This is a genomic window from Robinsoniella sp. RHS (assembly GCF_001029355.1).
In the GTDB taxonomy this organism is placed as follows: domain Bacteria; phylum Bacillota; class Clostridia; order Lachnospirales; family Lachnospiraceae; genus Robinsoniella; species Robinsoniella peoriensis.
Map to the genome: position 1 here is coordinate 228,167 of NZ_JNGB01000003.1, position 22,442 is coordinate 250,608.

The following is a 22,442-nucleotide window of genomic DNA, read 5'->3' on the forward strand; positions in this document are numbered from 1 at the left end:
ATTCCCATTGCTCCCTTTCAATATCCCAATTTAGTTAGTCTTCAAATAGTGTCGTATCTGTATGCGGTAAGAAACATGCTGCAACAAACTCATCCATATACTGAGGGATTGCACTTAATTCCAGATAAGTCATATTTCTTGCAACTTCATATACTTTCCGCTCAGCCTGAGTAGAGCAAAGCATTGCATATGCCCCTGACAGGGATGAATTTCCAATATACTGGTACAATTCCAAAGGAACTTTCGGGAACATCCCAATATGAATTGCATTTTCCATATTGATACCGCTTCCAATGCCACCTGCTACATAAACATGTTCTATCATTGAAATATCAAAATCACAATAAGATAACATCGTCCGGATTGCAGAGAAAATTGCTCCCTTTGCACGGATAAAATTATCGATATCAACTTCTGAAATCTCCACATCCTTCACAGACCCTGCTTCTGACTCAAATGCCAGCACATAGCTGCCCATATCAAATTTATCGTGTCTTACGCGTTTTCCTTCACGGACAAATTTACCTTTAGGGTTAATAATGCCGCAACGGAATAACTCACTGATAATATCAATGATACCGGAACCGCAGATTCCAATCGGTTTCGTCCCCTCATCTCCAATTACAGAGAGATTTGGCTCCATTGTTTCTTTATCTATGGTACAAGCTTCAATTGCTCCATCTGTAGCCCGCATGCCACAGCTGATATCCCCTCCTTCAAATGCCGGTCCTGCTGAGCAGGCACAACTCATTAAAAAGTCAGAGTTACCAAATACAATCTCGCCATTGGTACCAAGGTCAATAAACAAGGAAAACTCCGGTTTATTCCACAGTGCACTTACAAAAGCACCTGCTGTTATATCTCCGCCTACATAGCTTCCAATATTTGGAGCTATAATAATATGGGAATCCGGATTAATATGAATTCCAATATCAGATGCATACAGTGAATTCGTTTTAAAGAAGGTTGGAATGTATGGTTCCATACGAAGAGGATCAGCATTGATACCCATTAATAAATGGTTCATAGTGGTATTACCTGCAATACACATACGATATATACTCATAGGATCCAGTTTCGCCTGTCTGCACATGGTCTGGATCAACGGATTAATCGTCTCTTCAATAACTGCTTTTTGCAGTCTCTCCTTGCCGCCTGGTTTTGCCGATTCAATTATACGATTAATTACATCGGCACCGTAACGGATTTGTCCGTTTCCGGAAGAACCTTTTGCAAGAATAGATCCGTCCAGCATATTAATCAGAATTGCTGAAACCGTTGTTGTTCCGATATCAATTGCAATTCCACCTACAATCACATCTTCATTCTCCGGGAAAACATCATATACAAATATATTTGTTTCAATTTTTCTTACAATTATTTTGACACAAAAATTGCTTTCCCTAAGCACATCCGGCAATTTCTTCAAAACCGAATATGGAACACGGATCTTTTCAATACCGGTTATTGCCGTAATTGCGCGGGTAAACCGCTCATTGTCAGGCATGGTATCATCCAAAGTAGGCTCATCCATAGATACATTCAAAATCTCTAATGTATTCTTCAGTTCAATACCTGCTTCTAAAATCTGTTCTTTTGCATCGGAAAAAATCTTTAATTCTTCCGGCGAACTTAGATCTGCCACTTTCATACGGCTTCTGTAAGCAGAGGCAATATCCGGCACCAGTACTTCCACATCCGCATTTATGGTACTGACACAGGCGAGACGCCAGCCTTCGGCATAGTCCTCATCCGTAATATGACGCGTCTTTTTTGATTCTAATTCACCGCCAACGAGCTTTACTCTGCATTTCCCGCAAGATGCATTTCCTGAACACGGTGCATCGATAGCTACGTTTGTTTTTCTCGCTACCTCAAGAAGGCTTTCACCGAAAGCAGCGAAGACAATAATATCTTCGCTGTTTTCAAACTTAAAAGTAACTTTATGCATATATTAGATCTCCAGATAGGAATCCGCATATAAGGTATTGTTTTTAAATACATCACAGGATTTGATTGTTTCCATCAATCTTAAATCACAAGGATTTACGATAGCGGAAGTCAAACCATTCATCATAGCCATAGCTACTAAAGCAGAATCCATGATCGGACGGATATGTTTTGGCATACCGTTAGAGTTATTGGATAATCCACCTGTAGAGTTTAATCCCATATCGCTGAACATTTTAATTGCTTCTAAAACGTCCATCTGCTTGTCCTGCATTCCTTTAACAACAAGGAATAACGGGTCAAACCAGAGATCAGTAGGTTCCATGCCAAGTTCCAGACCTCTCTCTAACATGTTCTGGCAGTGCATCATACGTTCGTCATTATCAGATGGAACGCCTTCTGCGGAACATAATGCGATAACAATTGCATCATTTGCTGCAGCTAAATCGATATTTTCGATTCTGTCTCCGGCATCTGCAGAGTTAACGATTGGTTTTCCTTTTGAACGGTTATATACGGAAATACCAGCTTCAATCGCTTTTTTATTAGCGGTATCCAGTGCCAGCGGTACATTGTCGAATTCATTCTGAAGCAGCTGAACAGCCCATTTCATTAATTCTTCGCCATCGCTTTCAGCCGGTCCGATATTTACATCTAAGTAAGTTGCGCCTGCATCAAGCTGCTCTTTTGCACGCTGAATGATAGGAGCTCCGTCTCTTTCTGCCATTGCTTTACGGATAACTGGGGAAATACAGTGGATTCTTTCACCAATTGTTACGAATTTTGCCATTGTTTAATCTCCTTCTCTAATTGAAATTGTTGTAACATTTCAGACAGGTCTGCGCATTTACTGCGCCGACCGTATGAAAACCTGAAGCCTGCAGACATCCAGCCCTTCGCCGCAGGCGAATTTCAATGGGCTGGATGTGTAACAGTTCATGCTGTCTGAACTGTTACATATTGTTAGTAAAATCATTTACTGATTTCTGCCATACTATATTAGTATAGAGAAAATTACTGCATATCTTTTAAGAATTTCACAAGCTGTACAGCTTCATTTGGTCCTACAATGACATCCCATCCCGGAAGTTTCGCTTCTACTTCACCTTTTAAAACAGCTACTTTACCTGGAAGAATTAATTTTCTGTTTTTGATCTTGCCTTCGATATCAGCTTCTCCAAAATATTTAGCAATAGAACTTGCAGATAATTTACCTGCTGCCCATGCTGTCAGAACGGATAATCCGCCTGCATCACTGATAATCAGATTACAAGGAACTCCGGAACGCTCTAACTCGCCGGATACTACGAAATATGTAAGTGCAAAGTCTACAGTTGTAAGACAAACTGAATTCTCATCTGCTCCATTGATTGGGTAAATACCCGGTTCTACTTTCATTGGTTTCTGAGGATCTGTAAATACGTTCTGTCTTAAACCATATAACGGCAATGCCTGAGCATAAGTCATTTCTTCCATTACTATGATAGAGCCATATTTAATTGTAAACATAGATGCTAAAGCTGCCTGCATGTGGATATCTCCCTTTGCAAGTGCTGCTACATTTACGATTGACGGATAACCAAATGTTCTGTCACTGTCTTTAACTGCTGCTTTTCTCATCTGAACTGCTGTTGCAAATGCATCTTTAATGGATTTACATCCCGCATCCAGGATCAGGTTCTTGTTTCCAAGTCCTTCTAATTTAGCAACAGTATCATATAATTCATTTATATCTGCTCCACGAACACCAAGTACAGCACCTGCTGCAACAGCTATTGCACTCATAGCTTCATAATTGGAAGCATCTGCTCCATTTAATACTGGTTTGCTGTCTTTGCATACTTCAAGAGCTGCTTTTGCAACTTCAACATCTGTACATCCTAAAATTAAAGTTCTGTTCAGAGCCGCTGCTTTTTTTACAAGCTCTACATAATCACTGACTCCATCAGCGCTGTAGTTAACATAGACCATCTCTACAAACATTCTTTCGCCGATACGTTCGTAATCAACCTTAGGAATTGCTGCAAGCTTAGCGTCAATTGCTGCTTCATCCATACAATTGCAAAGAGCAACTGCATATCTTGTCTTACTTACAAAAGTTTTTTCGTGTCTTTCAAGAACAGTTTCTCCGCCTAAAGTAAATTCATTTTCGCCTGTTCCGACTTTAATTGTTTTCATTGGTGGTGCAGTAGCCTCTGATAAAGTTGCTAATGCATCCGGTGAGAAATGCGGACATGCACTGATATCCATAGCGCCCTGTGCAACCTTCATTGAGAAAGCCATACATGTTGGGCATCCACACTCCTTACAGTTTTTCTTAGGTGATAATTTAAATATATCAAGACCTTTAAGTGCCATAATTCTTTTTCCTCCTTAAGCAGCAATTATACTAATTCTTTGACTAATTTTGAAATAGTTGCAACTGATACAGGATGTTTTAAAATAACTGCATTTGATCCGGAAACTAAAACTGCTGCTGCTGTCTCTACTTCCATATCAATACCGCGCTGTTCAACATCTCCCCATTCAGGCATATCAGCTTCTGAAGCCATTGATTCTTTTACGCCCCATGTTTCAGATGCTACCGGTGTTATAATCGGCATCTGTAACATTCCATCATTCTGAGATAAAGCTGCTGCTTTTACTCTCTGCATGGTGGAAACAACATATTCAAAACCATAACCTGCTGCTGCAGTACCTACGTTCATAACAACGTTAGAACTGCTGACACCTAACTGTGACAATAATACATTTAACTGTTTTGCAAGGTTGATATCAACTGCTGATTCAGCACCTACTACCTGCTTATAAGCCAGGCCTGCTGCTGCACCAACTGTCTTGTAGTTTTCTTCCTTTGCTGCTAAAAGCATTGCATTTCTGCCTTCCAGTACTTCGGCAGCTTTGCTTAAAAGTTCTGCATCTTTTTCAACGTTCTTGCATCCCGCAATAACAAGTGGCACGTCTACTGCTGCTGCAACATCTTTTACGATTTGAATTAATTCCTCTGTAGATTTGTCAGCTCCGTTGGGATCTCCGCCTTCTAATCTCAGGCAAAGGAAATCAGCACCTTCCATAGCTGCGGCTTTTTTAGCCATATCAGCTACAGTTGCACAGCCTTCATAATATTTCTGAATAAATTCCGGTTCATTTTCTAAACCGAAGTCTGTGATCTCAACACCTACTTTTGGTGCGTTTTCGATAGGAGCATCGAAGGTATAAAATGGTAATACATTTTCTCCGCCTATGGTAATTTTCTTGTCCCCGCATCCAATTTCAACAGTGTTAATATTTGCGCTGAACTTTCCTGATTTTGCATTAAATGGCATTTCTAATAAACCTCCTTCATGTTTTTAGACTGTTGTAAAACATAATTATATTTTACAACAGTCTGCCTTAAAAATCCATAAAATCTTTGTACTTCTTTAAGAACACTCCCATTAAAAACCCTTGAATTTACTGAATATTTATAGATATCTCCGGTATAAACAAAAGCTTTGGTGATTCTTAAATCAAATTACATCATTGGTTCCATGCTAAGTGCCGGATGACCTTTTTCTTCTAAGTATGCTAATAATGTTTCCGGATCTTCTGCTACTGTTTCATCACCGATCATATCAACAAAGTTATCGATATTATATAATTCTTTCGCGGTAGCATTTAACTTCTCAGCAACCTGATCTTTTAAGTCTTTTGGCATCCATACGATTCTGCCAACACCGCCTTCTGCTTTCATGAACTTCTTAGAAGCGATGAAGTGTTTACCATGTCCCATGAAACCTGGTGTCTGAACACCGCCGCCTGTCATGGAAGCTAATTCAGGGAATGTCATACCGATTGGTGTCATTCCTGCATATTCACGGTTCGCAATACATACACCATTGGATAATGGCTCAATACCACAGATACACTCAAAACATCCACAAGATGTCATAGGATCTTCAATGATAGAATATAAGGTTACTGTTTCAAGAGCACCCTGGGAATATTTCTTAACCGCATCGTTAACATCCTGATAAGATCCGGTTCTTTCATCAATTAAGCCGCCTTTTGTGATAACCTGGCATGGTCCCTGAGGATCAAGTTCGTTGGTAGCCTTTGCATCCAGCCATGAAACAGCACCGCAAAGTCCAAGTCTTTCAGGTGTAACAACACATACGTGAGACGGTGAGAATGCCTGACACATAATACAGCTGTAGTATACGTCAACACCTTCATCTGTTAATGTACTAAGTCTTTCATCACGTTTGTCATAGCTTGGTACAGCCAGTTCTGAACGAAGTTTTGTACATTCCGCTGCATCCGTAATAACTTTAACCTGACATTTGTCAACAACTGCTGCAAATTCGCTCTTAATTTTAGCATACAGAACTTCACCGATATGTTTTGCTCTGAATCCGGCATTAAAGGTATCTTTGCTCACACGTACACGGATCATATCTCTCTGTCCGGTATGCATTACACCTTCGATACAGTTGATGTAGGAGTGGAATTTACGTTCAAATACAGGCTCGAAATCAGACTGCATGTTCTTTCCTGCAACTTCTACTATGTAAGCAATACTCTGTTTGCTTCCAACTTCGAATTCGTCAAAGTCCGGTCCGATTACTTCAATCTTATGATCTTCGATTTCTGTTGCTTCTTTTGCCTGTACTAATTCGAAACAGTCAACTCTGGAACCATCGAATTCTACCTGCATATCACCACGGCGGATGATTTCACCTTCAAATGCAGATGCAAATGCAACCGGGATATCGATCTTGGTGATTTTAATCTTAATATCTCTTGCTTCCAGAGATGTTGCGTTGAATTTCGCTACATCTTCCTGAACGATTAAGCTCTTTGGTACGCGGAAGATATTTTCTGTTTCGTTTGTAACTACCGGGAAACCAAGTGCAATTGCACCAGCTCCACAGGCAACTACTACATCATCCAAAGGTCCGAAAGCATTTACAAATGCTGGAACTCTTTCAAATGTATATTTCATTAACGCGCCTGCATCTCCTGCTGTAATATTACCGAAGATCAGAGCAGCTCTGATTGCTACGGATACTACGTGGATTACGCTTGTTACGTCTTTTCCTAACGGAATAACACGAACGTTAGCGCCTGTTTTATAGCCTAATTCTGCACACTGGTCGATGATTCCGCCAACCAATGTTACCAGGATACCCTGTGCCTGATAGCTCTTAATCAGGTCAACACCTTCCTGTGCAGTTGGTGCAGTACCAAGGACTACAGCTACACCCGGGATATCTCCTGTAACAAGAGGAACGCCCAGCTCACGGATAATTGCATCGCTTAAATGTCCATAGCATGGATCTTCGTAAGGAGCAGCTCCGTCAATATATTTTAACACTTCAATAAACTCTGCACACAGAGCTGTAGCAACACCTGACATAAATGCATCATTCAGACGTTTTTCTCTGGTCATTAAAGATTTTACAACTCCGAGAGCTGTTTTTAAATCACCTAAATTAGCGATTTTTGTTCCTGTTACACCATAGTAACAAGGTAAGCTGTATGCTGTATTTGGAAAACTTACTGCTTTATCAGCGCCATGCTGTGCGATTGCACCGTCAATTGCCTGCTCTGTCAATCCGTATACGGCATCATTTCCACTAAATACTCTATCAAATAATGTCACTGTTATACCTCCAATCAGATACTTGTATTATCGATCTTTTCTTTTATTTTTCTTATCTCTTCTGTTGCGGTGTCGCTAAAATCAAAGGGGGATTTTCCCTGCCGGTCCGCATCGATCACTTCCGTGTTGTAGTGAATGAAGCCCAATAAATCTTCTGACGGAATTTTGGATTTTATAAACTCTTCGTCCTCTTCATTACGCACCTTGTTCGCCACAACCCGCACGTGCTTCACACCAAGGTCCGTTGCAAGACGCTTTACATTCTTGTAGGTTTGGATGCTTCTTGCACCGGGTTCAATTACAACCACAAACTGATCCATTCCCTCGGTAGTTCCCCGTCCCAGATGTTCCAGGCCCGCTTCCATATCCAGGATTACCACATCATCGCTTCTTAAAACAAGATGATTGATAATCCTTTTGAGCATTACATGCTCCGGACATACACAGCCGCTTCCAGCCGTATCAACGGTGCCAAGAACCAGCAGTTTTACGCCGTTTGCTGACTTTGCAAATTTATTCGGGATATCGTCTACTTTCGGGTTGATCTTATAAAACTTATTGTCGTCATTTGCACCGGTACGTTCCTGCACCAGCTTACGCATTTTGGTAATCGGTACGATCTGATCTAATTCTTCATCAGAAAAACCAAGGGCTAATCCTAAATTTGCATCCGGATCCACATCCGCCGCCAGGACATTCTTCCCTTCCTGTGCATATAATCTGGCCAAAGTGGCCGCAAAAGTTGTCTTTCCTACTCCGCCTTTTCCGGTAACTGCAATTTTCATTTTAACTCCAATCTGCTGCCAATAGCAGCGTTCTCCCGATTAGATACCAAGAGCCGCTCTCTTTTCTTCAATTCTGTCAATCATAGCATCTACAAGCTTATCTATATCTTTTTCAACCGTATATGCTGCTTCAACCCATTCTCTTACGCCGCTTGTCAGTAACTCTGCAACTTCACTGGAACCGGATACATAAGGATCAACTCCAAGGAATGTATCGATACCGGTAGAAACTACGTAGTTACCAATGGATACTGCTTTTTCAGACATCCACTCAGGAGCACATCCCACAACCGGAAGCTGAGAAATATTAAGTCCTGAATCTTTTGCAAGTTCAGATGCAAGAATCATCATACGGCTGATATCAACACAAGATCCCATGTGTAATACTGGAGGGATATCAGCTAATTCACAAACTCTCTTAAGACCTGCACCGCAAATATCTTTTGCAGCTTTGTCCATAAGTCCTGCCTTAGCAGCCGCCTGAGCAGCACAACCGGATGCAATGACTACGATATCGTTTGCGATTAATTTTTTCATTAATTCGATGTGAGCAAGGTCAGGTCTGATCTTCGGATTGTTACATCCAACCATAGCAACAGCACCACGTAGTACACCGGATGTAATACATTCCAGTAATGGTTTTGTTGTTCCTGTCTCATCTACCTGTGAATTTGTAACGCCATCCAACACTTTAACAATTGCTTCTACAGAATAACCAACAGTAGCTTTCTGTTTCATATCCGGGATGTAGATCAGATCCGGATTTCTGTTTTCGAAGTTGTCAATAGCAGCTTTTACAATCGCTTTTGCATTCTCGCCTGCTGTATGAGCATTGAATCTGATGAATTCAGAATCCGGCATCTGAGCGATCGGAGAAGTTGTGATGAATTTTGTATGGAAACATTTGCTTAAAGGACCAAGTGCCGGGAAAATACACTGTACGTCAACTACAATCGCTTCACAAGCTCCTGTAAGTACTACGTTTTCCTGCTGTAAGAAGTTTCCTGCCATCGGGATACCACGACGCATAGCAACTTCATTGGAAGTACAGCACACACCGGATACGGTAATGCCTTTAGCACCTTTGCTTTTCGCATAAGCAATTAATTCAGGATCATCCGCATATTCACAGATCATTTCTGAAAGTGAAGGATCATGTCCGTGAACAACGATATTTACGTTTTCCACTTCCATAACACCAAGGTTTGCCTCTGTATCAACCGGCTTCGGTGTTCCAAAGAGAACATCAGAGAATTCCGTTCCCATCATGGATCCGCCCCAACCATCAGAAAGACCTGCTCTGAATGACTGTCTGATCAGCGCTTCCGGTTTGGAGGAACATCCCATATGAGCCATATGTAAAGAACATGAAACTTCACGGTCAATTGCTCTTGGTGCAATTTCTTCTCTTTCCCAGATTTCCTGAGTATGTTTTGGTGCTCTCTTTAAGAATCTCTGGGTTCCGAATGGCTTACCATATTCCATCATACCCATTTCAGCGATTTCGTGAGCCAGATCGTAGATATCTTTTCCTTCGGTCTCTACACCCCACTCTTTAGCAATACGAAGTAATTTTTCCGGATCTTTTACTTTGTAGTTGCCATCCGCAGCTGATTCATAAAGTGTATGGCAGATTTCACGACCATGATCGGAATGTGTAGCAGATCCGCCTGCTGTAAATTTAAGGTAATTTCTTCCTACGATACCATGTACGTCACATCCACAGATTCCTTTTGGAGCCTTTGGAGTAATACGGCAAGGTCCCATAGCACAGATTTTACAGCAGACACCTGTCTCGCCGAATTTACAGTGTGGTGTCTGGTTTTTTACTCTGAACTGCCAGGCATCAGCACCAACCTTTGCGCCTGTCTCCAACAATCTGGCTGTAGCCGCTTCAAATTCTTCTACTGTTGTTAATTTAAAGTTTCCCATTATAAACCTCCTTTAAAATTGGGTTGTTTTCCCGGGGCTGTTTTTATCCCAACATACGAAATTCATTTCGTATTATCCGCCCCCACGGGATATTTCTCTTTAAAATTAATCCCCCTGGTGTCTGGTGATCCCTTCCATCAAGGGGAATTAATAACTCATAATATTAAAGACCTAATGCATCCACAATATCTCTTATCGCTTTTTTCACCGGTGAATCCTCAGGAAGTTCAACTGTAGGCTTTCCATCGCAGTCAAATTCGTATACATCCGAGTTCTGCGGAACGACTCCTAAAAGCTTTAAACCCTGTTTCTCAATTTCTTCACGGGTTCCTTCGTTCAGTTCTCCATTTGGAGCACGATTGATAATCAATCCCATATCTTTCGGATTCATCTCACAGTCATTTACAAGCTTTGCAATCCGCCCTACAGCCTGTACTCCTCTTCTGGAACAGTCGCTTACCAGAATCATGGTATCAACTTTGGGCAGGACGCCTCTGCTGATATGTTCCATCCCCGCCTCATTATCCATCACCATGTATTTATAATTCGGCAGCAATTTTGTAAGCTGTGTCTGAAGCAGTCCGTTTACAAAACAATAGCAGCCTTTTCCCTGGGTTCTTCCCATAACAAGTAAATCATAATCATCTTCTTCCACCATACAGCGGTTGAACATAATTTCCATATAGTCTGCTTTAGACATACTTGCCGGAATAGGGTTCTTTACACTGTTTTCCGCACGTGCCACTTCTTCTCTGATATCGCCCAGAGTCATATCTACTTCCACTCCGAGAACTTCATTCAGGTTTGAGTTCGCATCAGCATCTACTGCCAAAATCGGTCTTTTTCCCTTTTCACAGAGATACTGAATAATAAGTCCGCAAATTGTGGTTTTTCCCACTCCGCCTTTTCCTGCAACTGCAATTGTATGTGTCATAACGGGTGCCTCCTGTCATTTCCCTATAGTCTATTCTGCTTTTGCTCTGAGTCCGGATCTTGTTAAGATTTCGGAAACTGCCGCAGATTTGTTTAATGCATATAAATGTATACCTTCTACACCTTCGCCAATGAACTGGTATAACTGATGTACGGTATAATCGATACCTGCTTCTTTAAATCCTTCCGGATCATTGTAATATTTACTGATTACTTCAGCAAGGTCTCTTGGAATTGAACATCCGTTCATGGACAATGCCATACGGATTGTAGCATCTTTGTTTAATACAGGCATTACACCTACATCGATAGGAAGTGTAATTCCGGCATTTCTGATCTGATCTACCCATCTCTTAAACTGCTCAATATCAAAGCAAAGCTGAGTCATAATATAATCAGCGCCTGCATCCTGTTTCATTTTCAGATGTGCAATATCTTCCTCAAAGGTTGGACATTGAATATGTTTTTCAGGATCTCCGGCCATGGCGATGGTAAACTGATCACCAAATTCTGCTCTGATGAATGCTACCAGTTCATTTGCATAGTTGAAATCTCCGCGTGTTCCTTCCCAGCCTGCCGGTAAGTCTCCGCGAAGTGCCAGAATATGGTTTACACCATTATCCAGGTATGCCTGTAACTCAGCTTTCATTTTTTCTTTTGTGTTTCCAATACATGTAAAATGAGTTACTGCTCTGTGTCCGCTGTCCGCAATAGCTTTACAAATTTCCACATTACGCCCTGCATTAGAACCGCCGGCACCATATGTACAGCTGATGAAATCCGGATCAAACTGATAGAGTTCGTCCAGTGTGTTTAATAATGGTTCCATTGGCTGTTCAGCCTTTGGAGGGAATACCTCGAAAGAAAATGATGTTCTCTCCTTCATAATGTCGATTACGCTTTTCATCTAACTAATACCTCCGTTTTTTTAGTTTTATTTTAATTATCCTTCCTAATCAGGACAATTAATTTTAACAACTCCGCCGGTCAGGTCCACCATAGCGATGGTTCCTTCCACGACTTTTCGTTCCCCCATTACATCAGTCAGAGTGATGTTCATGCCTTCCACTTCGATCATACTAACATATTGTAAAATAATACTGTCTTCTTTATTGATATTATATGCCGTAGCTAAGCACATCTCTATGACCTCCTATTGCTGCTCCTTGACCATTGCAAGTGCAACTCCTAAATACATGTTTCCTTTTTGAAACTCATCTACTGCTTTCTTGATCTGTTCTGCTGCGCCTTCGGCACCGGCTGTTCTTAACTTAGCCGCCATCTGATCCAGCTCTGCCGCATGATGTTCATTATGCTGTAACATGTAGGTTAATAACGCAATATTTTCTTTGTTGGGGTTTTCTTCCCCGGAACCACATCCGCATCCACAACTGCTCTCATTGCAGGATGTACTGTCGCAGCTGCAACTTCCATCATGAGAATGCTTATGTTCCTCTTCGTGGCCATGCTCATGGTCATGTGCATGGTTGTGTTCGTAGGTATGGGTGTGAGGATGGACATGTTCATGCGCATGCGCACAAATGTTACCATTTTCATCTTTAACTAAATGCACTGTTATCCACTCTCCTTTCCTCTTATTTGTTAAAAGCTTCACAGAGTCATATATCATAACCCTTAGATGGGGATATTATAACATACAATATATGAATTCTCAACAATGAGTATTGTATTTTTTTAAATAATTTTAGAAGATTCACTAATACTTACAAATATATAACATCACTTCGACTCACTAAACTGCTGCATTGCCAAATAATTAACATCCTCATCATGCTGTCCGAAATCCATATTATATTCATGTCTAACAGAACCCCTGCATTGCATAACCTGCGCCTCATTCCCCGCCTTACTCATTAAACATACAATTTACGAAAGGATAATTTTAAAAATAAAAAATGCTAATTTTATAATAAATCATTATCATAAAATTAGCAATCTTTTCCATTAATTTTTTCACAATTAAGCTAAAATCATTCGGTCGTTGGCAAATTCTCCGCCACTTTCCATTTCAAATTTTTTCAAAAGGTCTGCCACCTGCAGATTTTTCTTCTCCTCACCGGATACATCATAGATAATATGTCCGTCATACATCATGATTAACCGGTTGCCGATACGGATGGCATCCTTCATGTTGTGCGTAACCATAAGTGCAGTCAGATTGTGGGTGTCTACAATCTTAACCGTGAGATCAAGTACTTTTTTGGCTGTCTTTGGATCCAGTGCAGCCGTATGTTCATCCAGCAGCAGCACTTTCGGACGCTGTAGAGAAGCCATGAGCAGTGTCAGCGCCTGACGCTGGCCTCCTGATAATAGCCCGACCTTGGAAGTCATGCGGTCCTCCAAACCTAAATCCAGTGACTTAAGGGCAGTCTGGAATATTTCCTTCTCTTTTTTGGTAATTCCCCAGCCCAGACCTCTTTTCTTGCCTCTTCTGTAAGCAAGTGCAAGGTTTTCCTGTATTTCCATACTGGAAGCCGTTCCCATCATGGGATCCTGGAAGACCCTCCCCAGATTTCCGGCTCTCTGATACTCCGGTTTTTTGGAAATATCGTCCCCATCCAGCACAATGCTTCCGGAATCAATGGGGTATACACCGGCAACCATATTTAACATCGTAGATTTACCTGCACCATTACCACCTATAATTGTGATAAAATCCCCAGGGTTGACATGCAGATTCAGCCCCTGAAGTGCTCTTTTCTCATTAATTGTCCCGGGATTAAATGTCTTATATACCTCTTTTATTGTCAACATATCTGCTCGCCTCCTAATTCTTAACTACCAGTTTTTTAGAAAATACCGGAACGGCCAGAGCAATTGTTACAATAACCGCTGTTAACAGTTTCATATCATTGGAATCCATACCTAACTGAAGAACTACTGCTACAATTACACGATACAGGATAGATCCTAAAATAGCAGAGCCAAGCTTTCCTGCGAAGTTCAGACGTTTTCCCATAACAACTTCACCAATTACAATAGACGCAAGACCGATTACGATAGTACCGGTTCCCATACCTACGTCCGCAACCTTCTGCGCCTGCACAACTAAAGCACCTGACAATCCGACAAGGGCATTCCCGATAACCAGACCGAATATTTTCATTTTGTCTGTATCCACACCCAATGCCCGGATCATAGCTTCGTTATTTCCGGTAGCACGCAGTGCACTTCCGATCTCTGTTCCGAAGAGCCAATAGAGCAAGACGATTGCGGCAATTGCTATAATCAGTCCGATAAAACAGACTACGATCGTATTGATATTTGTATTTTTCTGAAGACTGTCCGGCAGCAATTTTACAAGCATTGTTACTATGGTGTCAGTTCCTTTTTCTCTGGTATTAATAGGCGTATTTGCCTGCCCCATAATTCTCAGGTTAATTGAGTAGAGAGAAATCATCGTCAGGATTCCCGATAATATAGCCGGAATCTTAAGCTTTGTATGGAGTATGCCAGTAACTGCTCCTGCCAATCCTCCTGCAGCCAGTGCAAAAAACAGGGTCAGAAATGGATTCATATGCAGCTTAACGCAAAAAACCGCACTGATACATCCGCCCAGTGCAAAACTACCATCGCATGTCATATCTGCGAAGTCCAATATTTTAAATGTTATGTATACCCCCAGTGCCATCAGGCTCCACAATAACCCCTGGGACACTGCCCCAAATATTGCCATTAAAATGTTCATCTCTACCTCCATTGTTATAAAATGGCCGTTTCAAAATACCTTTTGAAACAGCCACTTTTCTTATTCTTCTGTCGCAGAAGTCTCCTCTGAAGAAGCCTCTGTTGTTGCAGCCGGTGTTTTAACAAACTCCTGTAAGTCAGCCGGAATCTCAAGTCCCAGTTCTTCTGCTGCATCTTTGTTGATTACGGTATCAACATCTTTTAAATACTCGATAGGCATAGCCGCAGGATCACTTTCGCCGGCTAAAATTTTAGCAGCCTGTGCCCCTGTCTGTTTACCCAGATTGAAGTAATTAATACCTCTGGTTGCAAGGCCTCCGTTATTCACCATTCCTTCTTCACCGCAGATGATCGGAATACCAGCCGGATTTGCTACCATAGAAACAGTCTGCATTCCTGCTGCAATCATATTATCAGTAGGCGCATAAATAGCATCTACTTTACCAACCAGGTTCTGAACTACCTGCTGGATCTCGTTAGAGTTAGAAACGGTTGCATCCTGTGTCTCCAATCCGATTGCTTCTGCAGCTTCTTTTGCCATATCAGCCTGGATCTTGGAATTGGTTTCACTGGAGCAGTAAAGGATTGCAATTTTCTTTGCATCCGGCAGCATTTCCTTTAATAAGTCCATCTGCTCTTTTACCGGTGTCAAATCAGATGTCCCGGTAATATTTGCACCCGGCGCTTCGTTTGATTCAACTAATCCGCTTGCTGCAGGATCTGTAACTGCTGTAAGTACAATAGGAATCTGCTCTGTTGCATTTGCGCATGCCTGTGCTGCAGGCGTTGCAATTGCAAGAATTAAATCTGACTGGTCATTAACCAGTTTGGACGCAATGGTACTACAGTTTGACTGGTCGCCCTGAGCATTCTGGTAATCAATCTGGATATTTTCTCCGTCTACGTATCCAGCTTCCTTCAAGCCCTCTACAAACCCTTCATAAGCCGCATCCAAAGCATCATGCTGCACCAACTGACAGACACCAATCTTATAGACCTTATCCGTATCTGCTTTTGCTGCACTTGCTGTTTCTGCAGCATCCGTGTCTCCTGCTGCGTCTGTGGCAGCGCCTTCTGCAGAGGCACCCTCTGTAGAAGCTGCGCTTGTCTCTTTTGATGCTGAAGTCTCAGTGCTTCCACTATTTGAACCGCATCCAACAGCCATAGAAACAACAAGACCCATTGCTAATAACATAGATAATGCTTTTTTCATAATATCCTCACTCCTATTTTCTTTTCCGAATCAACGCTTTCTCGCATTAAAGCGTCATGTTCATAAATGTGACTATACACTATTTCAAGAAAAAGGTCAATATATTATATGAAAAAATTCAATAAATCCCATTATTTTTTGTAAAATGTACCATAAAGTTTTGACATAGTAGAGGATATCGCTCCCGTAGGACAGGATTTTTTGCATTTCCCGCAGCGGATACATTCTGCACTGTTTGGCGTCTCATATACCGGTATATTCATTTCACATACTTTCTGGCATTTTTTACAATTTATACATTTTTTATCATCCACTTTATAGCGGTAAATGGACACTTTGTTAAAGCATCCGTATATTGCACCTAATGGGCAAAGATATCTGCAGAATGGGCGGTATATTACGATTGACAGCACTATGATTAAAATCAGGATTCCCATCTTCCAGTTAAACAGAAAGCCGATCGCTTCCTGCAGCGGAGGATTGGCTGATACCAGTGGAATACCGCCAAACAGTGTTCCCGAAGGACAAATCCACTTACAGAACCAGGGGTCTCCATTTCCCAGAAGATTTACCGCAAACATCGGTAGTATGATAACAAATACAACCAGAATTATGTATTTCAGATACTTTAAATACTTATCACCCGGAACCTTCCGTATTTTTACCGGAAACGGAATCTTATGAAGCAAATCCTGAACAAGTCCAAAAGGACACAGCCACCCGCAGATAAAGCGACCGAAGAAAGCTCCAAATGCCATCAGAAAACCAATTACATAGAAAGAGAACTGGTATTTCCGGCTGCCCAGCACCGCCTGAAGCGAACCAATGGGGCATGACCCCAATGCTCCCGGACAAGAATAGCAGTTCAAACCCGGCACACAGAGATTTTTTGTACTTCCTTTAAAAATGGTCCCACCCAGAAATCCATTCACATAACCATTTGAAACAGCTGTAAATGCAATTTGTACAACGAGACGTATGTGATTCCTTAATTTTGTCAATATTCCCATCTTACGCCTCCTTATCCGATCCCAATGCATTCCAGGCATATATTGGTTGCCTTTTGGAACACCGTTGCTGCTTCCCCGTTAAACACGCCTACAATGAGGAATACTGCGGCTGCGCATATGATAACAAGGGCTGCTTTGTTTTCTTTTAAAAATTTTACCATCTGTTTTCCTCCAATTTGATTAATTGCGGCAGTTTAAAACACGTTTTAGTATAACATTCCCGGGAAAAAGTTGCAAGCGAAGACAAAACCAGGGGCATCTGTGACCGATGCCCCTGGTACTCTTGCCCATTATTTATAGGACGTAAACCCGATATCCTTCATGGAAAGGCCTGTCTGGCTTCTCAGCAGATAATCCCAGTTCATAAACGATAACTGCAGTCCCAAATTAGCTGTTTCCTGTATGCCACTCTCAGTCACTATCCCTGAATAATTGCTTATTGTAAAGTAAACCTTAGAATTCCTCTTATATTTCGATGCATTAAATTCCGCAGTTGCCCTAAACCCGGCATATGAATTGTTAACCGAAAAAATAAGTTCAGGTTTGATCAAATCAGATCTGACCGTTTCTACCTTCATGGAAAACCCCAGACTTGCTTCGCTTTCATCAAATACACTTAAAAAACTAAACCTGTCATATGCACTCTCATATACGATGCCAAATGTATAGCCTGAACGGGCATCTGTTTGTTTGATAAACCTATTTCCGGAGCTGTTTCTTTCCCCATAGGAGAGAATGAAATTTTTTAATTTAGTATGGCTTGCGGAAATGGATTTATCAGGTGAATCTGTTTTTGCAATTACCTTAATGGTGCAGGTAAATTTCTTTCCGGGTACTTTTGCAGTTATGGTTGCACTCCCAGTCTTTTTCCCTTCTACCTTACCTTTTTTTGTTACTGTTGCAACGGAGTTTCTTGAACTGCTCCAGGTAACCTTCTGCTTTGTTTTTTCCAACTTCAGATTATAAGTCTGTCCCACCTTAAGGGTCTTACTTTTGGCACTTAATTTGGGAACTTCTACCCTGACGCTGCCTTTATATTTCTTGCCTCCGACATTTGCCGTTATATTAGCCGACCCACCGGACTTTGCGACCAGTGTTCCATCTTTTTTGACCTCTGCAATTTTCCTATTGCTAATTGACCAGGTAACTTTTTTCTTTGTTCCTGTCACCTTCAGCTTTTTTCGTTGTCCCTTAATCAAGGTAACATTCTTTGGTACAATTTTTATGCCAGCCGCCTTTACCATGGAAACATTCTGAGTAAGCGGTAATACATCCGGGACTACACTAAAAAATACCAGCGCCGCCGCTACTCCCAATAACAATCTTTTTACTTTACTCCCTGCTCCGCACATAACTTTCCTCCTAAATTCATGGACAACATTCCTCTGTTTTCAGGTTGCTGCCCGATTGTCGCACCAATCACACACTGTCAATCAAATACATCTGTCTGCTTACGATATCATTTGTAATAATGCGAATTCTTTTCTGCATGTCCACTTTGGCTATTTCCTCACAAATGCTATAATCGCCCGGATTTACTACATAAATCGCATCCAGATTCGGTGTGGCTCTAACCAATTCACATAAGACAGCCTTTGGGTATCTTCCATATCAAGATTCATAAAAACTATGGGTACGTTTTTTGCATCCATTTTTTATGAAAACTGCTATCGACTCCATCTGCAGCGGCAGTATCGCAATTCCGTCCGGCGCATCCGCTTCTACCTGTGCAAGCAGGGGCTCAATAGTCCGGTCCGACAACTCCTTGATCAGATATAACTTTACACTGACTCCAAAAGCCACCAGTTCTTTCGCCTTTTCACGTGCTGCTTTATAGCGGTTATTGAGTACCCTGTCTACCGTTCCTCTTGAGACACCAGCTATTTCAGCAATCTTACTAATTGTCACCATTCATTATCTATTCCTCATCAGTATTTAGAATTACGGGAGTACGAAAGTTCAGAACGATCCGTATATATGATAATAATTATAACATCATTTCTAACTTGTGTTAATACAAATTTAAATTATTTTCTCAAAATCCAGAGTGCCATAGTACTTCTCCAGGCTATCGAGATTGTATATTGCCATCGCATTTACTAAACCATTACAGGTATCGTTATCATCACCCTTATTCTTTGCCGCCGCACCAGAAAATTCACTGTATTCTGTATCAGCCATACGGATGTCATAAATCCTTCACATTGTATGCCCGGCATTGCATAATCATACATAATTCCGGGAGTGGACAACCCTTGCTGCATCCCCCTGGTTACTATTTTCCCCAGCAATGCCAGTTTTTCATCCCTGCTATATCCTGCAATCCGCATTAAATCAGGAATCACCTCCTGAAACGAACAGTCTCCGCAAAGCAGGTCCACATCTTTATTCTCCTCATACACGGCCAACATGCTTCTCATAGCAAACATCACACTTGCTGCGTCAATCTTGACTTACCTATGAGTTATGATAATGTTCTGGATATAGACTATTTCCTACCTATTTTCCTTTAAAGCAAAAAAAGACTTCATGCCAGTCTCCATCGGAAACAAACATAAAGTCCTGTTCTCACAATTATTTAATCTGCCTTACTCGTCCCAGTTATGGTATACATTCTGTACATCATCGTCTTCATCCAAAAGGTCTAAGGTTTTCTGCAGATTCTTAACCGCAGTTTCATCCGTCAATTCCACATAATTTTGCGGAATCATGGTTACTTCTGCTTCCGCCATCCGGATGCCTTCTTTTTCCAACGCTTCACGCACGTTACTGAATTCATCAGGATCTGTAATGATCTCATAACTGTCCTCTTCTTCCTGGAAGTCCTCTGCGCCTGCATCCAAAGCAATCATCATTAAATCATCTGCGTCCATTTCACATTCTTCTTTGTCAATAATGATCTGTCCTTTTTTATCAAAACTATAGGACACACATCCGGGTGTTCCGATGCTTCCGCTTCCTTTTGTAAAAGCACTTCTTACATTGGCAGCTGTACGATTCTTATTATCGGTAAGTGCATCTACAATGATAGCAATACCGCTAGGACCATAACCTTCATAGGAAACATATTCATAATTAACTGCATTTGCATCACCGGCAGCTTTTTTAATCCCACGGTCTATGGTATCATTTGGCATGTTATTGGCTTTCGCTTTTGCAATTACATCACGAAGTCTGCTGTTATTATCCGGATCAGCTCCGCCTTCTTTTACGGCAACAGCGATTTCTCTTCCAATTATGGTAAAGATCTTACCTTTCGCAGCATCATTTTTTTCCTTTTTGTGTTTAATATTGGCAAATTTTGAATGTCCTGACATCTTGATTACTCCTTTTATCTTTCTTTATTCTTTTGTTATTTCTTTCGGAATCTCTTCCTCTGATTTGCTGACTCGTACTTTTTGTATAGTTTTGTTGGCAACGTTTAATATCTTAAACGCATAACCGTCTACTATAATTTCTGAGTCTTCTTTTTCGTCCGGTATTTTATCCAGACGGTAAATCAAATATCCATTTAATGTTTCAAAATCATCTGACTGAAGCTCTATATGAAGTATTTCTTCTACATCTTCAAGGGGCGTCATACCATCCATAATATATTTCCCGTCCGGCAGTTCCTCGATCAGCATCTCATCCAGATCATATTCATCCATAATATTCCCAACGATCTCTTCCAGGATATCTTCTAATGCGATTAAGCCTGCTGTCTGGCCATACTCATCTGCAACGATTACCATCTGAAGCTTTTTGGACTGCATACTCTGGAACAAAAGATTAATGTTCCTGGTCTCCGGAATAAATATGGCCGGCCGGATTAATTCGGGTATATCTTTGATTGCCCAATTGTCATATCCTTTTCTGGTATGAAAACGCATGGCATCTTTTAAATGCAGAATGCCGGTAATATTATCGATATTATCCTCAAATACCGGAAATCTGGAATTCGTACTGTCCAGCATAAACTGCAGGCTTTCCTTGAGGGTTTTTTCCTCATTTACCGCTATAATATTCTTCCTGTGGGTCATAATATCCTGGGCTTCTTTATCCCGGAATTCAAATATATTATTAATCATCTCCGCTTCACTTGCTTCCAGGACTCCCTGTTCATGGCCTTCGTTTACCATAGAGATAATTTCCTCTTCCGTTACATCATCCTGCAATTTCTTCGGATCAATTCCAAAAAGCCGGATAATTACATTTACAACTGATGTAAATAAATATGTAACGGGACTAAACAGAACCACGATTGTATGCACAAGCGTTACCTGTCCAAATGCCCATTTCCTGCAATAATGCGCTCCCAGTTTTTTCGGGAGCAGTATGCCAAATGTATACAAAAGAAAAAGCATACAGACAACTGCCAAAAACGCATTTATAAAAAGATAAACACCCATCGGCAATATTTGTCCGAGACCGGTTCTATCCAGGACCCGCTTCCATAAAGCAGTTGCCGGATGCATCATTACTCCGCCCGTCAGCATACAGACAAGTGTTGTTGTGACCTGAATTGTGCTAATCAGCCGGTCTGGAGCCTCCTTGGCGCGCAGAAGCATCCTGGCTTTACTGCTGCCCTGTGCCTCTTCCCGCTCCAATTCGCCTTCATTCAGTGCCTGAACGGCAGATCCAAATCCAAATAATACTGCATCCAGCAATATAAATATTAAAAAAACGATGAATCCTGTCGCAGGACTCCCACCACTATCCATTTGTAAAAATACTCCTTCTTGTTGTACTGTTAAGTGCGAAAGAAAATCACTTTCAAAGTTACCCTATTCAGGGGTTTAACAATGAAACAGTTACATATCAATAGAAAATATATCATCTTCCCGGGAATTAGTCAAGTTATGTAGATAATTCCAGACTGATTTTAAGTGCCCGGTCTACCTGACGTAAGATTTCCATATCCAGATGACACACTCTGTCTTTTAATCGTTTTTTATCGATGGTACGAAGCTGTTCCAGAAGAATGACCGAATCTTTAACGATCGCATATTTTCCAGCATCTATTTCCACATGGGTTGGCAGCTTCGCCTTATTCATCTTCGATGTAATGGCAGCACAGATCACTGTTGGGCTGTGCTTATTTCCAATATCATTCTGAATAATCAGAACAGGCCGGATTCCCCCTTGTTCGGACCCAATTACCGGCCGCAGGTCCGCATAAAAAATATCTCCACGTTTAATAATCACACATTTCACACTCCGATTCATACGTTATGGCTAATTAAAGATTAACTCTAGTATTTCCATATTCTTCATGAGTATGCATC

At 41.2% G+C, this 22,442-nt stretch carries 23 protein-coding genes; all 23 read right to left on the minus strand.

The window, feature by feature from the left end:
- Positions 1-34: 34 nt before the first annotated feature.
- Complete coding sequence (acsV, locus tag RHS_RS02840; protein WP_047832248.1) at positions 35-1,951, minus strand: corrinoid activation/regeneration protein AcsV; 1,917 nt, start codon at positions 1,949-1,951, stop codon at positions 35-37.
- A gap of 3 nt (positions 1,952-1,954) precedes the next feature.
- Entirely contained in the window at positions 1,955-2,740 is a 786-nt protein-coding gene (gene acsE, locus RHS_RS02845; protein ID WP_027293931.1) for a carbon monoxide dehydrogenase/acetyl-CoA synthase methytransferase subunit, read from the minus strand.
- Between the two features lie 224 nt (positions 2,741-2,964).
- Positions 2,965-4,308, minus strand: a complete 1,344-nt coding sequence (gene acsC / locus RHS_RS02850) for an acetyl-CoA decarbonylase/synthase complex subunit gamma (RefSeq protein WP_047832249.1) — start codon at positions 4,306-4,308, stop codon at positions 2,965-2,967.
- A gap of 26 nt (positions 4,309-4,334) precedes the next feature.
- The gene (acsD, locus tag RHS_RS02855; protein ID WP_027293929.1) at positions 4,335-5,276 is read right to left on the minus strand and encodes an acetyl-CoA decarbonylase/synthase complex subunit delta; all 942 of its coding nucleotides are present in this window, start codon (positions 5,274-5,276) and stop codon (positions 4,335-4,337) included.
- Positions 5,277-5,464: 188 nt separating this feature from the next.
- Positions 5,465-7,594, minus strand: a complete 2,130-nt coding sequence (gene acsB / locus RHS_RS02860) for an acetyl-CoA decarbonylase/synthase complex subunit alpha/beta (protein WP_027293928.1) — start codon at positions 7,592-7,594, stop codon at positions 5,465-5,467.
- A 14-nt stretch (positions 7,595-7,608) separates the two neighbouring features.
- Positions 7,609-8,379 carry an AAA family ATPase gene (locus RHS_RS02865; RefSeq protein WP_027293927.1) on the minus strand — a complete coding sequence of 257 codons (771 nt, stop codon included), beginning with the start codon at positions 8,377-8,379 and terminating at the stop codon, positions 7,609-7,611.
- Between the two features lie 39 nt (positions 8,380-8,418).
- The gene (gene cooS, locus RHS_RS02870) at positions 8,419-10,311 is read right to left on the minus strand and encodes an anaerobic carbon-monoxide dehydrogenase catalytic subunit (protein WP_027293926.1); all 1,893 of its coding nucleotides are present in this window, start codon (positions 10,309-10,311) and stop codon (positions 8,419-8,421) included.
- Between the two features lie 163 nt (positions 10,312-10,474).
- Positions 10,475-11,245 (minus strand): AAA family ATPase, encoded by a 771-nt coding sequence (locus RHS_RS02875; RefSeq protein WP_027293925.1) that lies wholly within the window; start codon positions 11,243-11,245, stop codon positions 10,475-10,477.
- Between the two features lie 30 nt (positions 11,246-11,275).
- Positions 11,276-12,151, minus strand: coding sequence for a methylenetetrahydrofolate reductase (locus tag RHS_RS02880; RefSeq protein WP_047832250.1), 876 nt, complete (start codon positions 12,149-12,151; stop codon positions 11,276-11,278).
- A 45-nt stretch (positions 12,152-12,196) separates the two neighbouring features.
- On the minus strand, positions 12,197-12,385 hold the full coding sequence (locus tag RHS_RS02885; RefSeq protein WP_027293923.1) for a CooT family nickel-binding protein: 189 nt from the start codon (positions 12,383-12,385) through the stop codon (positions 12,197-12,199).
- A 12-nt stretch (positions 12,386-12,397) separates the two neighbouring features.
- On the minus strand, positions 12,398-12,817 hold the full coding sequence (locus RHS_RS02890) for a hypothetical protein (protein ID WP_027293922.1): 420 nt from the start codon (positions 12,815-12,817) through the stop codon (positions 12,398-12,400).
- Between the two features lie 407 nt (positions 12,818-13,224).
- Positions 13,225-14,019, minus strand: a complete 795-nt coding sequence (locus RHS_RS02895; protein WP_027293921.1) for an ABC transporter ATP-binding protein — start codon at positions 14,017-14,019, stop codon at positions 13,225-13,227.
- A 13-nt stretch (positions 14,020-14,032) separates the two neighbouring features.
- Entirely contained in the window at positions 14,033-14,953 is a 921-nt protein-coding gene (locus RHS_RS02900; protein WP_197041661.1) for an ABC transporter permease, read from the minus strand.
- Between the two features lie 60 nt (positions 14,954-15,013).
- A complete protein-coding gene (locus RHS_RS02905) occupies positions 15,014-16,165 on the minus strand; it encodes an ABC transporter substrate-binding protein (protein WP_047832251.1) in 1,152 nt (383 codons plus the stop codon).
- A gap of 131 nt (positions 16,166-16,296) precedes the next feature.
- Complete coding sequence (locus tag RHS_RS02910; protein ID WP_047832252.1) at positions 16,297-17,175, minus strand: 4Fe-4S binding protein; 879 nt, start codon at positions 17,173-17,175, stop codon at positions 16,297-16,299.
- 11 nt (positions 17,176-17,186) lie between these two features.
- Positions 17,187-17,336, minus strand: a complete 150-nt coding sequence (locus RHS_RS02915; protein ID WP_044296781.1) for a CD1871A family CXXC motif-containing protein — start codon at positions 17,334-17,336, stop codon at positions 17,187-17,189.
- 129 nt (positions 17,337-17,465) lie between these two features.
- Positions 17,466-18,527 (minus strand): Ig-like domain-containing protein, encoded by a 1,062-nt coding sequence (locus RHS_RS02920; RefSeq protein WP_047832253.1) that lies wholly within the window; start codon positions 18,525-18,527, stop codon positions 17,466-17,468.
- 67 nt (positions 18,528-18,594) lie between these two features.
- A complete protein-coding gene (locus tag RHS_RS29970) occupies positions 18,595-18,753 on the minus strand; it encodes a hypothetical protein (protein WP_395021077.1) in 159 nt (52 codons plus the stop codon).
- A 33-nt stretch (positions 18,754-18,786) separates the two neighbouring features.
- Complete coding sequence (locus RHS_RS02925) at positions 18,787-19,086, minus strand: LacI family DNA-binding transcriptional regulator (RefSeq protein WP_047832254.1); 300 nt, start codon at positions 19,084-19,086, stop codon at positions 18,787-18,789.
- A 188-nt stretch (positions 19,087-19,274) separates the two neighbouring features.
- On the minus strand, positions 19,275-19,595 hold the full coding sequence (locus tag RHS_RS02930) for a hypothetical protein (protein ID WP_395016278.1): 321 nt from the start codon (positions 19,593-19,595) through the stop codon (positions 19,275-19,277).
- 168 nt (positions 19,596-19,763) lie between these two features.
- Positions 19,764-20,492: a YebC/PmpR family DNA-binding transcriptional regulator gene (locus RHS_RS02935; RefSeq protein ID WP_027293916.1), complete on the minus strand. Its 729-nt coding sequence runs from the start codon at positions 20,490-20,492 to the stop codon at positions 19,764-19,766.
- A gap of 24 nt (positions 20,493-20,516) precedes the next feature.
- A complete protein-coding gene (locus RHS_RS02940; protein WP_027293915.1) occupies positions 20,517-21,878 on the minus strand; it encodes a hemolysin family protein in 1,362 nt (453 codons plus the stop codon).
- A 136-nt stretch (positions 21,879-22,014) separates the two neighbouring features.
- The gene (locus RHS_RS02945; RefSeq protein WP_027293914.1) at positions 22,015-22,362 is read right to left on the minus strand and encodes a type II toxin-antitoxin system PemK/MazF family toxin; all 348 of its coding nucleotides are present in this window, start codon (positions 22,360-22,362) and stop codon (positions 22,015-22,017) included.
- Positions 22,363-22,442 lie beyond the last annotated feature (80 nt).

What these genes read in the sequence shown, in the direction of transcription:
- acsV (WP_047832248.1), bottom strand. Translation starts at nt 1,951, where the DNA reads ATGCATAAAGTTACTTTTAAGTTTGAAAACAGCGAAGATATTATTGTC.
- acsE (WP_027293931.1), bottom strand. Translation starts at nt 2,740, where the DNA reads ATGGCAAAATTCGTAACAATTGGTGAAAGAATCCACTGTATTTCCCCA.
- acsC (WP_047832249.1), bottom strand. Translation starts at nt 4,308, where the DNA reads ATGGCACTTAAAGGTCTTGATATATTTAAATTATCACCTAAGAAAAAC.
- acsD (WP_027293929.1), bottom strand. Translation starts at nt 5,276, where the DNA reads ATGCCATTTAATGCAAAATCAGGAAAGTTCAGCGCAAATATTAACACT.
- RHS_RS02865 (WP_027293927.1), bottom strand. Translation starts at nt 8,379, where the DNA reads ATGAAAATTGCAGTTACCGGAAAAGGCGGAGTAGGAAAGACAACTTTT.
- cooS (WP_027293926.1), bottom strand. Translation starts at nt 10,311, where the DNA reads ATGGGAAACTTTAAATTAACAACAGTAGAAGAATTTGAAGCGGCTACA.
- RHS_RS02875 (WP_027293925.1), bottom strand. Translation starts at nt 11,245, where the DNA reads ATGACACATACAATTGCAGTTGCAGGAAAAGGCGGAGTGGGAAAAACC.
- RHS_RS02880 (WP_047832250.1), bottom strand. Translation starts at nt 12,151, where the DNA reads ATGAAAAGCGTAATCGACATTATGAAGGAGAGAACATCATTTTCTTTC.
- RHS_RS02885 (WP_027293923.1), bottom strand. Translation starts at nt 12,385, where the DNA reads ATGTGCTTAGCTACGGCATATAATATCAATAAAGAAGACAGTATTATT.
- RHS_RS02895 (WP_027293921.1), bottom strand. Translation starts at nt 14,019, where the DNA reads ATGTTGACAATAAAAGAGGTATATAAGACATTTAATCCCGGGACAATT.
- RHS_RS02900 (WP_197041661.1), bottom strand. Translation starts at nt 14,953, where the DNA reads ATGAACATTTTAATGGCAATATTTGGGGCAGTGTCCCAGGGGTTATTG.
- RHS_RS02905 (WP_047832251.1), bottom strand. Translation starts at nt 16,165, where the DNA reads ATGAAAAAAGCATTATCTATGTTATTAGCAATGGGTCTTGTTGTTTCT.
- RHS_RS02910 (WP_047832252.1), bottom strand. Translation starts at nt 17,175, where the DNA reads ATGGGAATATTGACAAAATTAAGGAATCACATACGTCTCGTTGTACAA.
- RHS_RS02915 (WP_044296781.1), bottom strand. Translation starts at nt 17,336, where the DNA reads ATGGTAAAATTTTTAAAAGAAAACAAAGCAGCCCTTGTTATCATATGC.
- RHS_RS02920 (WP_047832253.1), bottom strand. Translation starts at nt 18,527, where the DNA reads ATGTGCGGAGCAGGGAGTAAAGTAAAAAGATTGTTATTGGGAGTAGCG.
- RHS_RS02925 (WP_047832254.1), bottom strand. Translation starts at nt 19,086, where the DNA reads ATGGTGACAATTAGTAAGATTGCTGAAATAGCTGGTGTCTCAAGAGGA.
- RHS_RS02930 (WP_395016278.1), bottom strand. Translation starts at nt 19,595, where the DNA reads ATGAGAAGCATGTTGGCCGTGTATGAGGAGAATAAAGATGTGGACCTG.
- RHS_RS02935 (WP_027293916.1), bottom strand. Translation starts at nt 20,492, where the DNA reads ATGTCAGGACATTCAAAATTTGCCAATATTAAACACAAAAAGGAAAAA.
- RHS_RS02940 (WP_027293915.1), bottom strand. Translation starts at nt 21,878, where the DNA reads ATGGATAGTGGTGGGAGTCCTGCGACAGGATTCATCGTTTTTTTAATA.